Source organism: Pseudomonas phytophila, assembly GCF_025643095.1.
Taxonomy (GTDB): domain Bacteria; phylum Pseudomonadota; class Gammaproteobacteria; order Pseudomonadales; family Pseudomonadaceae; genus Aquipseudomonas; species Aquipseudomonas quasicaspiana.
In genome coordinates, this window is sequence record NZ_CP081201.1 from 5,751,875 (window position 1) to 5,766,628 (window position 14,754).

At 58.0% G+C, this 14,754-nt stretch carries 9 protein-coding genes and 1 pseudogene; 5 read left to right on the forward strand and 5 right to left on the reverse strand.

The features are described from left to right. The first annotated feature begins 41 nt into the window (after positions 1-41). The 3 genes from K3169_RS26030 (at position 42) to K3169_RS26040 (ending at position 3,349) form a co-directional block, all read left to right on the forward strand. Entirely contained in the window at positions 42-890 is an 849-nt protein-coding gene (locus K3169_RS26030) for a polysaccharide deacetylase family protein (protein WP_231670944.1), read from the forward strand. Beyond that, a complete protein-coding gene (locus tag K3169_RS26035; protein ID WP_263268756.1) occupies positions 883-1,785 on the forward strand; it encodes a polysaccharide deacetylase family protein in 903 nt (300 codons plus the stop codon). Before K3169_RS26030 ends, K3169_RS26035 begins: the two co-directional genes overlap by 8 nt. Before the next feature lie 202 nt (positions 1,786-1,987). Further along, entirely contained in the window at positions 1,988-3,349 is a 1,362-nt protein-coding gene (locus K3169_RS26040; RefSeq protein WP_263268758.1) for an MmgE/PrpD family protein, read from the forward strand. A gap of 369 nt (positions 3,350-3,718) precedes the next feature. Here the strand turns inward: K3169_RS26040 and mmsB are convergent, their stop codons facing one another. The 3 genes from mmsB to K3169_RS26055 all read right to left on the reverse strand — a co-directional run bounded on the left by mmsB (position 3,719) and on the right by K3169_RS26055 (position 7,647). Then, positions 3,719-4,606 (reverse strand): 3-hydroxyisobutyrate dehydrogenase, encoded by an 888-nt coding sequence (mmsB, locus tag K3169_RS26045; RefSeq protein WP_263268760.1) that lies wholly within the window; start codon positions 4,604-4,606, stop codon positions 3,719-3,721. A 149-nt stretch (positions 4,607-4,755) separates the two neighbouring features. After that, on the reverse strand, positions 4,756-6,282 hold the full coding sequence (locus K3169_RS26050; RefSeq protein WP_263268762.1) for a CoA-acylating methylmalonate-semialdehyde dehydrogenase: 1,527 nt from the start codon (positions 6,280-6,282) through the stop codon (positions 4,756-4,758). 36 nt (positions 6,283-6,318) lie between these two features. Next, positions 6,319-7,647, reverse strand: a complete 1,329-nt coding sequence (locus K3169_RS26055) for an MFS transporter (RefSeq protein WP_122805778.1) — start codon at positions 7,645-7,647, stop codon at positions 6,319-6,321. A gap of 277 nt (positions 7,648-7,924) precedes the next feature. Here K3169_RS26055 and K3169_RS26060 point away from each other — a divergent pair, with 277 nt between their 5' ends. Beyond that, complete coding sequence (locus K3169_RS26060; RefSeq protein WP_099269025.1) at positions 7,925-8,872, forward strand: LysR family transcriptional regulator; 948 nt, start codon at positions 7,925-7,927, stop codon at positions 8,870-8,872. Positions 8,873-8,982: 110 nt separating this feature from the next. On the opposite strand, the gene K3169_RS26065 is transcribed toward K3169_RS26060, so the two are convergent. Continuing rightward, entirely contained in the window at positions 8,983-10,923 is a 1,941-nt protein-coding gene (locus tag K3169_RS26065) for a putative bifunctional diguanylate cyclase/phosphodiesterase (RefSeq protein ID WP_373562219.1), read from the reverse strand. A gap of 166 nt (positions 10,924-11,089) precedes the next feature. Further along, the gene (locus K3169_RS26070; RefSeq protein WP_263268763.1) at positions 11,090-13,720 is read right to left on the reverse strand and encodes an EAL domain-containing protein; all 2,631 of its coding nucleotides are present in this window, start codon (positions 13,718-13,720) and stop codon (positions 11,090-11,092) included. A gap of 642 nt (positions 13,721-14,362) precedes the next feature. On the opposite strand from K3169_RS26070, the pseudogene K3169_RS29650 reads away from it, so the two are divergent. Next, positions 14,363-14,608, forward strand: a pseudogene (locus K3169_RS29650) (hypothetical protein); the annotation flags it as partial. Positions 14,609-14,754 lie beyond the last annotated feature (146 nt).

A 14,754-nucleotide genomic window follows, 5' to 3' on the forward strand; every position in this document is an offset into this window, starting at 1 on the left:
AGGGACCGGGCGGGTGATATTCACACAGGCGGAGACTCCCCATGTTTGCCTCTAACGATCTGCGCTGGCCAAACAACGCCCGCGCCAGCGTCGCCCTGGCCTTCGATCTGGATGGCCCGACCGGTGCAGCCATGCTCGACGGCTCGATCTGGCAGAAACCGGAATACTTCACCTTCGGCAGCTACGGCCCCTATCGCGCATTGCCACGTCTGCTGGACATGCTCAAAGCCCACGCGACACCGGCGACTTTTTTCGTCCCGTCCTGGGTCGTGGAGAACTGGCCCAGACAATGCCAGGCAATCATCGAACACGGCCACGAAGTGGCTTATCACGGTTATCGTCATGAATCGTTTTTCGCCCTGGACCTGCAAGCCCAGCGCGACGTCATGAAGATCAGCGCCGACATTTTCAAGCGCTATCTGGGCATCACTGCCACAGGTTTCCGCACGCCTTCAGGCGATTGGCACAAAGAAACACCCGCCTTGCTCATGGATTGCGGTGTGACCTACTCCAGCAGCATGCGCGGCGATGACCGCCCGTACTTCATCGAAGTGCCCGGCCAGCCAAACGGACTGGTGGAAATCCCCGGCCGCTGGGAACTGGATGACTACGCCTCGCTGGCCTACACCCGTGCGCCGAATTACCCGGCCGGGCTCGACCGCATCGCCAGTTACGACCAGACGCTGGACAATTGGTGTCGCGAGTTCGACGGCACCTATCGCGAAGGTCTGTGCATGACCACGCTGTTCCATCCCAAGATCAGCGGCAAGCCGGGGCGCATCGGTATTCTTGAGAGATTTCTGGAGCACATGCACGGCCACCCGGACGTCTGGTTTGCGACCTGCGACGACGTCGCCAACTTCTGGCTCAAGGAGCATCGGCATGACTGAATCCAGATCCGTCTGGCCCGCGCCTTATCGTTGCGCAGTGGTCATCACATTTGATTACAACGACATTCACGGCATCCTGACTCAGGTTCCAGCGATTGCCGGGCGCGATAAGAGCCTGTCGGTCTGGCGCTACGGCACGACACGCGGTGTGCAGCGGGTACTGCAGATTCTTGCGGATCAGAACCTGCCATCGACCTGGTGCATCCCCGGTATCGTCGCCGAGGAGAACCCACAAGTGATTCAGGCCATTCATGCAGCAGGCCACGAAATCGCCTGTGCGGGCTATCGCCATGAAGATTTTTCACAACTCGATCTTGCCGGGCAACACGCGTCTCTGAAGCAAGGCTGCCAGGTGATTGCCGAGATGACAGGTCAGCGTCCCAGCGGCTTTCGTGCGCCCGCAGGCAGTTATGCGCCGGGCTTCGTTGATGCAATGCGTGCGGAAGGTATCGCATGGTCCTCATCGTGGTCTGGCGATGACCTGCCTTATTTGCATCCAGCGACGCAGATTGATTCGGCACCTTTGGTTGAGCTGCCACTGCATTGCGAACTGGAGGACGAGCCGTACTTCGCCTTCAACCTGGCGCCTGCGGTGCCGGTCAGCCAGGCGCGCATTGGTTCCAGCGCCGAGGTGTTGAAAAACTGGCAGCACGACTTTAATGGCTTCCATCGTTTCGGCCTGTGCTACGTGTTGCGACTGCATCCCGAAACCCTCGGCAACGTCGGCCGAAGTGGTTTGTTGCTAGAGCTGCTGAGCTGGCTCAAGGCGCAGCCGGATGTGTGGTTTGCCACCGCTGAGGAAGTTGCGGATTGGTGGAGTGGCAATCACAGCAAGGTGCCTGAGGATCACCCGGCGGCAGTGTTTGAGCGGCACAACAAAGTCCAGAACGCCTGAGATTTACATCGGCATATATCGAACCTGTAGGAGTGAGCTTGCTCGCGATAGCGTCAATTCAGGCGATAAATTCGCCGACCAAAAAACCGAATCGCGAGCAAGCTCACTCCTACAGTCCCAGTGTTTGCTTCGCGACAGCGCGGTGTCATGGCACCCGAGCCTACCCAAATCGCGGTAACGTCCAATTTATGAGCTTCTCTTTATGACCAACGCCGTTGAAACCCTCAGCCAGTTCATCTGCCGCACCTCATTCGATGAGCTGCCCGAATCGCTGGTCGTCAAAGCCAAGCAGCATCTGCTAGACACTCTGGGGGCAGCGTTGGCCGGGTCGCAAGCTCCGCTGACCCAGAATGCGTTGCGCGCGATGAATGCCAGCGAAGCAGAAGGCGCATCGGTGATCTGGGGTGCCGACTATGGGTTGTCAGCGCGAAACGCAGCGCTGATCAATGGCATCGCCGCCCACGCGCTAGAGCTGGATGACGCCGGTGGCTGCGATCACTCCGGCGCGGTCGTCGTCCCGGCCATGCTCGCGGTATTGCCCTTGTGCGAGCCAATGCCCGATGGCCAGGAACTGCTCACGGCCATGGTGCTCGGTTACGACGTGGCGCGCCGGGTGCTGGAGGCCTGTGGCGGGTACTCACCACACAACGAAGCAGGCTGGCATTCCACCGGCACCTGCGGAGTATTTGGCGCGGCTGCTGCCTGTGCTCGATTGCTCAAACTTGATGAACAGCAGACGGGCTCGGCACTAGGTCTGGCGGCCAGCATGAGTGGCGGCTTGTGGGCGTTCATCCACGACGGCGCCGACAGCAAAAAGCTCCATGCCGGACGCCCCGCCGAAGGTGGTGTGCTGGCTGCGTTGCTGGCGCGTGAAGGCATTACCGGGCCGACACAGGTGTTCGACGACGTATGGGGCGGATTTCTGCGCACACTCGCTCGGGACACGGCCCAGCCTCAGGCGCTGACCGATGATCTGGGCGTGGTCTGGAAACTGGCGCGTTGCTCGATCAAACCCTATGCGGCGTGCCGTGGTACTCACTCGGCCATCGATGCCATCGGCCAACTGTTGAACGAAATGCAGATCAACGCCGATCACGTCGCGTCCATTCAGGTCAACGCCAGTGCCTTTCTGGTGGACATGTGCGCGGGCATCGACACGCAGACCCTGGCCGCTGCGCAAATGAGCTTGCCCTATGCCCTCGCAGTGCGCTGCTTGCTGGGTCACGCGGGACTGGATGCGTACGAAGAGATAAAGCGCACGTCACCTGCCGTGCTGGGCTTCATGCAGAAGATACAGATGCAGGTCGATGAGTCCCTCGCACCGCTGGATGAACCGCATGTCACCCTTGTCAGCGAAGATGGACGCAGCGCCACCTTGCAAATCAAAACCCCATTGGGCGGCCCGCTGAACCCGATCGGCGACGGCGAACTCTGGTCGAAATACAGCTCGCTGGCCAACCGCGCCCTGCCCGCCATGCAGGCCGAACATCTGGGAGAACTGTGTATGAACCTGCAGCACATCACTGATCTGCAGGAGATGCTGGACCTGTTGCGCAGCCCCTAAGCGCAAAGGCTAAGCCCAAAAATGTGACGCTGAAATGCAATCCAATGTGGGAGCAGAGCTTGCTCGCGATAACGCTGGACGCGGTTCACTTTAGATCGCATCCAGCCTTATCGCGAGCAAGCTCTGCTCCTATCAAACAAACTACAACTATTTGATTTGGAGTACTTTTTCATCTGTAGGAGCGCGCTTGCCCGCGATCGCGTCAGCACAGGCAATATATTCATCGACTGACAGACCGAATCGCGGGCAAGCGCGCTCCTACAGGGTCCGTGTTTGCTGCGCGACAGCGTGGTGTCAGGGACACCGGGGCGACTCCCACAAGATATTGTAGCCAGACATAGAATCTCCTACACAAGTCCGGCATCAGCTTCAGATTTTCTTGCGATACCCCTCAACAATCGCCGAGAAGTCCTTGCCGCCCTCGCCGCGCAGGCTCATCGCCTGATAAAGCTGCTGCGCCACTGCGCCAAGGATCACCGGTTGATGGGCGACGCGTGCCGCTTCGGTTGCCAGGCCCAGATCCTTGAGCATCAGCTCCGCACCAAAGCCGCCTGTATAACCTCGGGAAGCAGGCGCGGTGTCGACGATGCCTGGCCATGGGTTGTACATCTCTGAACTCCAGCAGCGACCTGTCGAGGTGTTGATGATTTTCGCCAACACTTCGGTGTCGATGCCCAGCGAATCGCCCAATGCCATGGCTTCAGCAACGCCGATCATGGTGATGCCCAGCAGCATGTTGTTGCAGATTTTGGCGATCTGCCCGGTGCCGATGTCACCGCAGTGGACGATGTTCTTGCCCATCTGTGTCAGCACCGGCTTGAGCGTTTCGAAATGCTCGTGGCTGGCTCCGACCATGAAGGTCAATGTGCCCGCCTGCGCGCCTCCGGTACCGCCCGATACCGGCGCATCACCGAGGCTGACGCCCTGCTTCGCCGCGATAGCCGCAACGTCGCGAATGGTCTGCGGATCAATGGTGCTGCAGTCCACAGCCGGTACACCGGGACCGATGCCTGCGAGCACGCCGTCTTCGTTCAGGTACACGCTGCGCACATGGGCCGCGGCGGGCAGCATGGTAATGACCAGCTCAGCGCCCTGAGCGGCATGTTTCGGCGATTCGCTGATGCGCCCGCCCAATGCAGCCAGCTCATTGAGGATGGTGGTGTTAAGGTCGAACAGATGCAGATGATGCCCGGCCTTGAGCAGATTACGGGCCATGGGCGCGCCCATGTTACCCAGGCCGATGAATGCGATTTTCATTGTTGTTCTCCTGATTCCGAAATCACCCGGATCTCATGTGGGAGCGGTGCTTGCCCGCGATAAGGGCGACGCGGTTTAAAAGGGAATTGCGGTGCCCTTATCGTCGGAATGCCGCCCAGACCAAGCTCAGCTCCCACAGAGTTGTCCTTCTACTTCAGGTTTATGGTGGTATTCACCCCGTCGTTCACACTGTCATCGTCAAACCAGCGACTGGTGACAGTCTTGGTCTGAGTGTAGAACTGCACCACCTGTTTGCCGTAAGGGCCGAGGTCGCCGAGTTTGGAACCGCGTGAACCGGTGAAACTGAAGAACGGCACGGGCACCGGAATCGGGATGTTGATCCCCACCTGCCCAACGTCGATCTCACTCTGAAACTTGCGCGCCGCCGCGCCGCTCTGGGTGAACAGGCCGGTGCCATTGCCAAAGGGGTTGGCGTTGACCAGCGCGATGGCCTGATCCAGCGTGTCGACCTCCAGCACCACCAGCACCGGACCGAAGATTTCCTGGGTGTAGATCTGCATCTCAGTAGTGACACCAGAGAACAGCGTCGGCCCGACAAAGTTACCGTCCTCAAAACCCGGCACCTTAATGTCGCGGCCGTCCAGTTCGAGCTTCGCCCCTTCGCGCACGCCACTTTCGATCAGGTCCAGAATCCGCTGTTTGGCGCGCCTGGAAATCACCGGCCCAACATCGGTGCCCGCCTCGCTACCGGCGTTAACCTTGAGTTGCTGCGCCAGGGCTTTGAGGTCCGGCAGCCATTGCTTCGCCGCGCCGACCAATACCACCACCGAAGTGGCCATACAGCGTTGACCGGCAGCACCGAACCCGGCACCGACCAAGGCATTCAGCGTTTGTTGACGATTGGCGTCGGGCAGCACCACCGCGTGGTTCTTGGCACCCATCATCGACTGCACGCGCTTGCCGTGTTGACCGGCCAGGTTGTAGACATGCGTACCGACTGCAGTAGAACCCACAAAGGAAACGGCTTTGATGTCCTTGTGGGTGCAAATGGCATCCACCACCTCCTTACCGCCATGCACCACGTTGAGAACGCCCGGCGGAACACCCGCCTCCACTGCCAGTTCAACCAGTAGCATCGTCGACATCGGGTCCTGCTCGGAGGGCTTGAGCACGAAGGTGTTACCGCAGGCGATGGCCATCGGGAACATCCACAACGGGATCATTGCCGGGAAGTTGAACGGTGTGATGCCAGCGCAGACGCCCAAGGGCTGGCGCAAGGTGTAGGTGTCAACACCGCCTGCGACGTTCTCGGAGAACTCGCCCATTTGCAGGCTGCCGATGGAGCAGGCGTGTTCAACCACTTCCAGGCCGCGAAAGATATCGCCCTCCGCATCGGCGATGGTCTTGCCCTGTTCGGCGCTGAGCACTGCCGCAATGCGCGACGAGTGTTCACGAATCAACGCCTGCAACTTGAGCATGATGCGCATCCGCGCACCAATCGGCGTATGACGCCAGGTCTGAAAAGCCTTCTGCGCGGCAGCCACGGCGGCATCCACTTCGCCGGTCGTGGCAAACGGCACTTGAGCCAGCACGTGCTGGGTCGCCGGGTTGATGATGTCGTGCCATTCGGTGCTTTGCGATTCAACCCACTCGCCATTGATCAGCAGCTTGACTCGATCCACGGTGTTGTCCTTGTTGTTCGGGGAAGCGTTCATGAAAATCTCCTAATCAAACAGTTATTCAGGACTCGCTCAGGACACCCTGTGTCGAGGCGGGTCGCGCTTCATCAGCGCGGTGCAGACCAGCGCCACAACGCCCATGCCCACCAGATAAACGATCACGTAATGCGGGCTGCCATCGGCATAGGCCAGTAGCTTGGTGGCGATCATCGGTGCGAATCCGCCGCCCAATACACCCGCCAGTTGCACCGATACCGAAATGCCGCTGTAGCGAATTTCTGCCGGGAACTGTCGGGCGAACAGCAATGATTCAGGGGCATAAAGAATCGGGAACACCACACCCACCGCCAGCACCATCGCCCACCAGACCAACAGCGGTTCGCGGGTGCCGAGCATCGCGAAGAACGGATAGGCAAACGCGCACAGCAGCAATAAACCTGCGAAGTACAACCGGCGCTGGCCGACCTTGTCCGAGAGGTAGCCGCAAAACGGCATGGTGATCAGTGACAGCGCTGCACCCGCAGTAATCGCGTTGAGGACGTCGGCACGAGGGATCTGCAACTGATTGGCGGCATACGCCAGGGCGAAGGTCACTGACATGTAGAACCAGGCATTCTCGGCAGTCCGTGCGCCGATGATCGTCAGGGTTTCCCGCGGGTGTTCACGCAGCACCTTGAGCAGCGGCACCTTGACTGCAATTTTGTCTTTCTTGAGCTTTTCGAAGTCCGGCGACTCCGGCACTTTCAGACGGATCAGCCATCCCACGCCCAGCAGCACGATGCTGGCAATGAACGGCAGCCGCCAGCCCCAACTGAGCATGTCTTCTTCGGGCAATTTGGCGACCATGCCCATGGCCAGCGTTGCCAATACAAGGCCTGCACCAACACCGGTTTGCGGCAAACTGCCGTAGAAGCCTTTTTTGCCTTCAGGCGCATGTTCGACGGCCATCAACACCGCACCGCCCCACTCGCCTCCCACCGCCATGCCTTGCAGAAAGCGCATGACCACCAAAATCAGCGCCGCCCAATAGCCGATCTGTTCATAGGTGGGGATCAGGCCGATGATGATCGTCGGAATACCCATCATCATCAGGGTCATCAGCAGCATGGATTTGCGCCCGATGCGGTCGCCGAAATGCCCGAATATGATCCCGCCCAGTGGCCGCCCGAGAAAGCCCACAGCGTAGGTGGCAAATGCCGCCAAAACGCCGCTGATCGGGTCCAGTGCAGGGAAAAAGATTTTGTTGAAGATCAGCGCGGCAGCCGTGCCGTACAAGAAAAAGTCGTACCACTCGATGGTCGTGCCCGCCATGCTCGCGGCACCGGCAAGGCGATAGGATCTGGCTTTTTTCGCGGGCCCGGCATCGAGTGCGCCAGCGTCTGCCGTGAGTGCGTCCTTCATAAACTCCTCCGCTTATTTATTGTTGTGCAGGGTGTTATGTCGTGGGGGTGTTGCCTGGGGTTGCAGGGTGACGCTCTAGGGCAATTCAATCCTCGTGTTTCGAAATCCATTCCCTGTAGAAGCTGCCGAAGGCTGCGAGACGTAAAGCCTGACACAACGCCATCGCAGCCTTCGGCAGCTCCTACAGATTCATTCCAACAGGCTCTGTGTTTACCGGCTGCATCGGAGTATAGATGTGCAAACTTCTAACAAGAACGCACATAAAAGCAGGACCAACATGCAAAAAAACATCACCTCCCTGAGCAGTCTGAACTGGGATGACCTGAAGTTTTTCCTTGAGGTGGCCCGTACCCGCAAGGCAAGCAGTGCTGCCAAACGCCTCGCTGTGGATTACACAACGGTGTCGCGGCGCATTACGTCGCTGGAAAATTCGCTGGGCACGCTGCTGTTCGAAAAGTCTCGAGGTAACGGTTTCGTACTGACCGCCGAGGGCCAGCGACTGCTGGGCTACGCGGAGTCCATTGAAAGTACGTTGCATTTGGCCTGCGAGCAGGTTTCGGGCTCAGGCCTGGCGTTATCCGGGCATATCCGCATCGGTTGTACCGAGGGTTTCGGCAGTTTTTTCATCACGCCACAACTCAGCCATTTCCTGGATGACTACCCCGACATCTCGGTGGATATCCTGCCGCTGCCGCACTTCATCAGCCTGTCCAAACGCGAAGCCGATATCGTCATTGCCCTGGAGCGACCGGAGCATGGGCCTTATGTGTGCTGCAAATTGTGCGATTACAACCTGCGCCTGTACGCGACTCAGGAATACCTGGACAGCCACACACCGCTCAACAGCACGGCGGATCTGGCCGAGCATACTTTCATCAGTTACGTAGACGATCTGGCCTTCAGCTCGGAGCTGCTTTACCTCAGCAACCTGCTCCCGGGTGCACAGGCGCAATTACGCAGTACCAGCGTCATCGCCCAATACCTCGCTGCGCTGCAAGGCCGTGCAGTGGCGATTTTGCCGTGTTTTCTTGCCGCTCAGGATTCGCGGTTGATACCGGTACTGGCCGAGGAAGTGAACATCACCCGGCACTTCTGGATGTACTGCCGGGAGGACTTGAGGAAGCTGAAACGGATTACAGTGCTGTGGGATTACATTCGGGAGGTGACGGAGTTGAATCAGGGGTTGCTGCTGGGGCGGTCGCGGGAAGTGATGTTTGCAGAATAGTCATGCCCACCGAATACCCGTAGGAGCTGCCGAAGGCTGCGAAGCATTTACTCCTGACACGCCGCCATCGCAGCCTTCGGCAGCTCCTACAGAGGCTTTTGAATCAGGAACTAGGCCGCAGAAACCTGCTCATGCTCGAACCACCCTCCAATCTCCTCCAGCGGTATCGGTCGCGAAAACAGGTAGCCCTGTGCGGACATGCAACCAAGGCTCCTCAGTGCGCCAAGTTCTGCTGCCGTTTCAACTCCTTCGACGATGCATTCAAGCTGCATGTCCTGGCACAACGCGACCAGGGATTTGACGATTTTGAAGCTCGCAGGGTTGAGGTGGATGTCGGTCACAAACGTACGGTCAACTTTGAGCTTGGTCAGTGACAGCGCATGAATCTGGCTCAGGCTTGAGTACCCGGTGCCGAAGTCATCCAGGGAAATACCACAGCCCAGACTGCGGAACAGCCCGATGGCGCGCTGCGTCTGGGCAAGGTCCTGAATAACGGCGGTCTCGGTGATTTCCAGATCCAGACATGACGGATCGAACGCACTGTCTTTGATGGCCTGGACAATGACCTGAGCAGCTTCTTCCGACCCGCAATCATGGGCGGAAAGGTTGAACGAAAGGCGAATACCGGCAGGCCAGGACGATGCCGCCTCCAGCGCCTTGCTCAACAGTGGCACGGTCAAGCGGTTAACCATGCCGATACGTTCGGCGATGGGAATGAACTCACTGGGCGGCACATTCCCCAACTCAGGACTCCGCCAACGAGCCAGTGCCTCGAACGCGACGGTTCGCTGGCTATGAATATCGACGATGGGCTGGAACACCACGTGAAACTCTTCATTCAGGTTCGCCCTGCGCAGCGCTTGTTCGGTCAAACCCTGCTGACTCAGTTGCTGACGATGTACACCGGAGAACATGCACACCGTGCCCGGTCGGTTGCGCTTGCTTTGGTAAAGCGCGTAGTCAGCGTATTCGTAAACTTCGGTTTCGCTGACGGCCAGGTCGGGAAAGGTCGCGATGCCCATTGAAGCGCTGATCTGGATCGGAATATCCACCAACAGAAAAGGCTCACGCATCCGTGCACAGATCAGCTCACCGAAAGCGCGCAACTGCTCGTCGCTTTTGGCATCGGTCATGATCAACGCAAATTCGTCTCCGCCCAGTCGAGCCAGATGCACGCCATCGTTCAATAAACCCGTCAAACGCTGGCCCACTTGATACAGCAGCTTGTCGCCAATGCTGTGGCCGTAGAGATCATTGACCGGTTTGAAGCCGTCCAGGTCGATCAAGCCGACCGCCAGGCGCGCATCCTGTACCCGAGCTTCTTCAAGCAAGATGTCGAGCAAAGAAAAAAACTGTCGACGATTGGCCAGGCCGGTCAGGCTGTCCATATTGGCAAGGCGGCGGTTCTCGTTACTGAGCCTTTCAGTGCTGGCCTGCATGTTGACCAGTCGCTTGAAGTCGCCGTACTGGGCCTTGAGGATCACGAGCATCGCGATGGAAACCAGCACGACATCAATCGCGGTCGCAATAAATGTGATGTTGTTGGTCGAGGCGAAGAACACCACGAACGCCGTATTGACCACGACCGTGGTTGCCAGCGCCGCAGGAAGCAAATGCATCATGCAGAAGATGCAGGCGATAACCGTAATCGCCATGAAGAAGGCGACATGAGCCTGACCGTAGCTGTCGCCATAAGGAAACAGCGCCAGCGACCAGGCTGTAAAGCCCGCAGCAACGAGTGGCGCGAGGCGATTCGTGCGTTTCAGGGCGGTCAGCATCTGTGCCGGGCTGGCAGTGCGTGTGCGCGTACGCCACCACTCCACGGCACGGATAACACCGAACACTGTCATAACCAGCGGGCAATAAACCGCCAGCCAGGCCGGGGCAGCTGAGTAATGAGTACCCGCCAGCACCAGCGTATTGACCAGCAGGATGAAGTACATCATCGGCAGTTGCCGGGACAACGCGATGTATTGGGCTTTGACCAATCCAGGGTTGTCTTGAGGCACAGACATGAGCGCTCGCAAATTGGCGAACAAGGATTTATTCATCAGGCGTGGCTCTGAAAGTTCAACCAGTTATAACCGACCAGATATCCCTTCCAGTTTTGGTCAAGTACATCGATAGACCGTGCACTTATCTATTCGTGTCGGCAGCGCGAGCGGTTTGTGCACGTCTTCCGATGAATGGTGGCATTTTGACTGTAGACCATGATTTTCAAATCAGCACAGACTCAGCCAACCAGGCTTCAAACTCTTCCAGCGGCATCGGTCGGCTAATCAGATAGCCTTGCCCGGTGTCACACCCTGCCTCGCTCAGGAACGCCAGTTGCTCGACGGTTTCGATACCTTCGGCGGTGACGGTGTAGCCCAGCGCATGCCCCAGCTCTATGACGGCCTGAGTGATGGCGACGTAGGCTTTGTCATGAGGCAGACCGGAAATGAACGTGCGGTCTATTTTCAGGTTGTCGATAGGCAAATCTTTCAGGTAAGCCAGAGAGGAATAACCGGTACCAAAATCATCAATGGCTACGCTCAGGCCCATGTTGCGCAGTTGACTCAGCACCGTGTGCGCCAGCTCCTGACGATTCATGATCAGGCTTTCGGTGACCTCTACCTCCAGCGCCCGGGCGGGCAAGTCATAGCGCGCCAGGGCCAGCCGTACGTCCTCGACAAAATCGCTGCGTTCTATTTGCATGACGGCCACGTTGATTGCCACGTGCTGGTTGTACTGCCCGGAGTCGAGCCAGAGCCTCGACTGCCTGCACACCTGGTCGAGCACCCATTGGCCGATCGAGACGATCAACCCTGTGCGCTCAGCCAGCGAGATGAAATCGGCAGGCGACACCAGACCCAGCGTCGGGCTGCGCCAGCGAATCAATGCCTCTGCGCCTTCGACCTTGCCAGTTCTCAGATCGCGCTTGGGCTGGTACCAGACTTCAAATTCATTGCGCTCAAGCGCCTGACGTATCGCTGCCTCCAGCGCCACCCGCGCCTGAATCAGGGTGGTCATATGCGGCTGGTAGAAACAGAAATCGTCACGACCGGCCTCTTTGGCGGCGTACATTGCCGTATCGGCCTGGGTCAGAAGCGCCTGGGCCGTGGTGCCGTTTTCCGGATACATCGTGACGCCGATACTGGCAGTCACTAACGCGGCGGTCCCGTCCAGATCGAATGGCTTGTGCAGCGACTGCAGGATCCTGCCCACCACCGGTACCACGTCCGCCTCGCACTCAAGCCCGTCAAGGATAAAGCCGAACTCGTCGCCACCCAGTCGAGCGACAACATCCCCAAACCTTGCTGCGTCGACGAAGCGGTGGGTGGCCTGCTGCAACAACAGATCGCCCATCGGGTGGCCCAGGCTGTCGTTGACCATCTTGAAGCCATCCAGATCCAGCATCAGCACGGCCATGCAGTTGTTCTGACGTTTGGCCTGCTCGATGCCCTGGATCAGTTGCGTGTGAAACAACACACGGTTAGGCAAGCCGGTCACCGAGTCGAAGTGAGCCAGCCGCTCAAGCCCGCGTTCGGCTTCTCTACGAACCGTAACGTCTCGCACGATCGCGTAAGTCACCAGCTCTTGCGCCAGTTGCATGGTGCACAGCGTCACCTCGGTTGGAAACACGCTGCCATCCACACGTTTGTGATCCCACTCGAAACGCAGCGAGCCCTCACGTTCTACTTCGACTCGAAGCGCTGCGGCTTTGACTACCGAGGACTGCCCGTCAGGCTGGAACTGTGGAGAGATGTCGGCCACGGTGACACTGGGGAACGAGTCACCCTCGAACCCCAAGGCCTTCATTGCGGCAGTGTTACCCAGATTGATCCGCCCATCCTGGCCCCTGATCCAGATGGGGTCCGGTGAACGCTCGAACAACATGCGGAAGCGATCTTCACTTTGTATCAGCGAAGAGGTCACAACTTCCCGCTCGGTAATCTCTTTACACAGCTCGGCGTTTCGCCGCTGAATAAGTCGGTGATTCAGACTGGCCTGCAGAATGAAGAGACTCAACAGTATGGACGTCGAAATTGCCAGGAGGAAAAGCGAGGAGTCAAGGATTGAACGTTCTACCCAACCGTTTTTGGGCAGGGCCGCCAACTGCCAGCGGCCACCGGGGATACTGACGTCGACCATGATCGGATCGCTGTCGAACAAAGCTGGATCACCATAAATCAACTGACCTGCAGCACCGAGGCCATCGTGGCCGCGCAACGCGATTTGCAGCCCTTCCTCCTCTTCAAGTCCGGCTGCCTTCAGCAAGGCGTCAGTACTGGTGACTACGGAAATAACGCCCCAGTAAGCCTCATGCTCCCGATGTGCAGAGAGGAAAACAGGACGGCGATAGATCAATTCCCTGCCCCCCTGATACAGCGTCAAGGGCCCGGCCAGCAACGCGGCCCCGGTCACGCGGGCTTTTTCTATCAGTGGGTACTGGTTGAGCAGGCGTCGATAGTCCAGGCCGATGATGCCTTCATTGCCTGCCAGGGGGTACGTATCCAGAATCACTTCATCGGGCGCGATGACGATGTTGCGAATGTAAGGCACAGCGTCAATAGCGCTGTGTGCCATACGCCTGAAATGCTGAGGCGAGATACTCCCGTCAATACTGATGAGTTGAGCAATGCCTTCGGTGCCGCTGAACGCAAATCGCACACGCTCCGCCAGTTGCGTGCCGAGACTGCTGAGTTGAAGGGCCAGGCCAGCCCGATCATTGTCGCGGTGACGTGCGTTATCCAGTGCCCCCAGGCCATAGGACAGAAATGCGCCGATGAGCAGCACCCCGAGAGGTAAAAAGAAGGTGCTATACGAGCCCTTGTCACGGCTCGCTGGTGCCTGGGCTTTACTCACATGCTGCCATCCGGTTGGGTAATTCAAAGAACATTGATACCCGATGCACTATCCGAGCTCGCGCAAGACAGTGGCTGATAGCTCAAGGGCAATGTATCCGTATGAGTGCATATCGTCATCGACCAGAATGACAGATCCTTTAGAGACATTTTCAACTATCAATTTGGACGATGATGGGTAGTAATCGCATTGACTTCTTAATAAATACCAGCGGCGTAGCATTGCCTCCATACCGAGTTAACAACTAACCGATCTGGAGCAACTACCATGAAAACTTCAAACGTGATTTTTGGCTTTACCTTCTCCCTGCTGGCTGCAAGTGCTTTCGCCCTTCCAGCCATAAATGTACAAAACCAGTTGAACGCCCCGATAGTTGCTGAAGGCGGTTCGGATCATGTAGGTGCAAACCGTGTAGCCGCTGACGGTGCTGACCGCGTCGGTGCAAATCGCGTCGCTGCTGATGGTGCTGACCATGTCGGTGCAAACCGTGTCGCTGCTGATGGTGCTGACCATGTCGGTGCAAACCGTGTCGCTGCTGACGGTGCTGACCATGTCGGTGCAAATCGCGTCGCCGCTGACGGTGCTGACCGCGTAGGTGCAAACCGTGTAGCTGCTGATGGTGCTGACCACGTAGGTGCAAATCGTGTAGCCGCTGATGGTGCTGACCACGTCGGTGCAAATCGCGTCGCTGCTGATGGTGCTGACCGCGTAGGTGCAAACCGTGTAGCTGCTGATGGTGCTGACCGCGTAGGTGCAAACCGTGTAGCCGCTGATGGTGCTGACCGCGTAGGTGCAAACCGTGTAGCCGCTGATGGTGCTGACCATGTCGGTGCAAACCGTGTAGCTGCTGATGGTGCTGATCGCGTAGGTGCAAATCGCCTAAGCTGATTTCTGATCTGCTTTTCTACAGCCCGGCTTAGTGCCGGGCTTAATTTTGTCCGTAATAAAGTTGTTTCACTCAGCACATATATACAAAGTTATAATCACCCAGTTATTAAGCGCGATAATTGGATCCAATTATCATTAGCCATTCT

Coding starts and splice junctions, on each gene's coding strand:
- K3169_RS26030 (WP_231670944.1), top strand. CDS start 42: ATGTTTGCCTCTAACGATCTGCGCTGGCCAAACAACGCCCGCGCCAGC.
- K3169_RS26035 (WP_263268756.1), top strand. CDS start 883: ATGACTGAATCCAGATCCGTCTGGCCCGCGCCTTATCGTTGCGCAGTG.
- K3169_RS26040 (WP_263268758.1), top strand. CDS start 1,988: ATGACCAACGCCGTTGAAACCCTCAGCCAGTTCATCTGCCGCACCTCA.
- mmsB (WP_263268760.1), bottom strand. CDS start 4,606: ATGAAAATCGCATTCATCGGCCTGGGTAACATGGGCGCGCCCATGGCC.
- K3169_RS26050 (WP_263268762.1), bottom strand. CDS start 6,282: ATGAACGCTTCCCCGAACAACAAGGACAACACCGTGGATCGAGTCAAG.
- K3169_RS26055 (WP_122805778.1), bottom strand. CDS start 7,647: ATGAAGGACGCACTCACGGCAGACGCTGGCGCACTCGATGCCGGGCCC.
- K3169_RS26060 (WP_099269025.1), top strand. CDS start 7,925: ATGCAAAAAAACATCACCTCCCTGAGCAGTCTGAACTGGGATGACCTG.
- K3169_RS26065 (WP_373562219.1), bottom strand. CDS start 10,923: ATGAATAAATCCTTGTTCGCCAATTTGCGAGCGCTCATGTCTGTGCCT.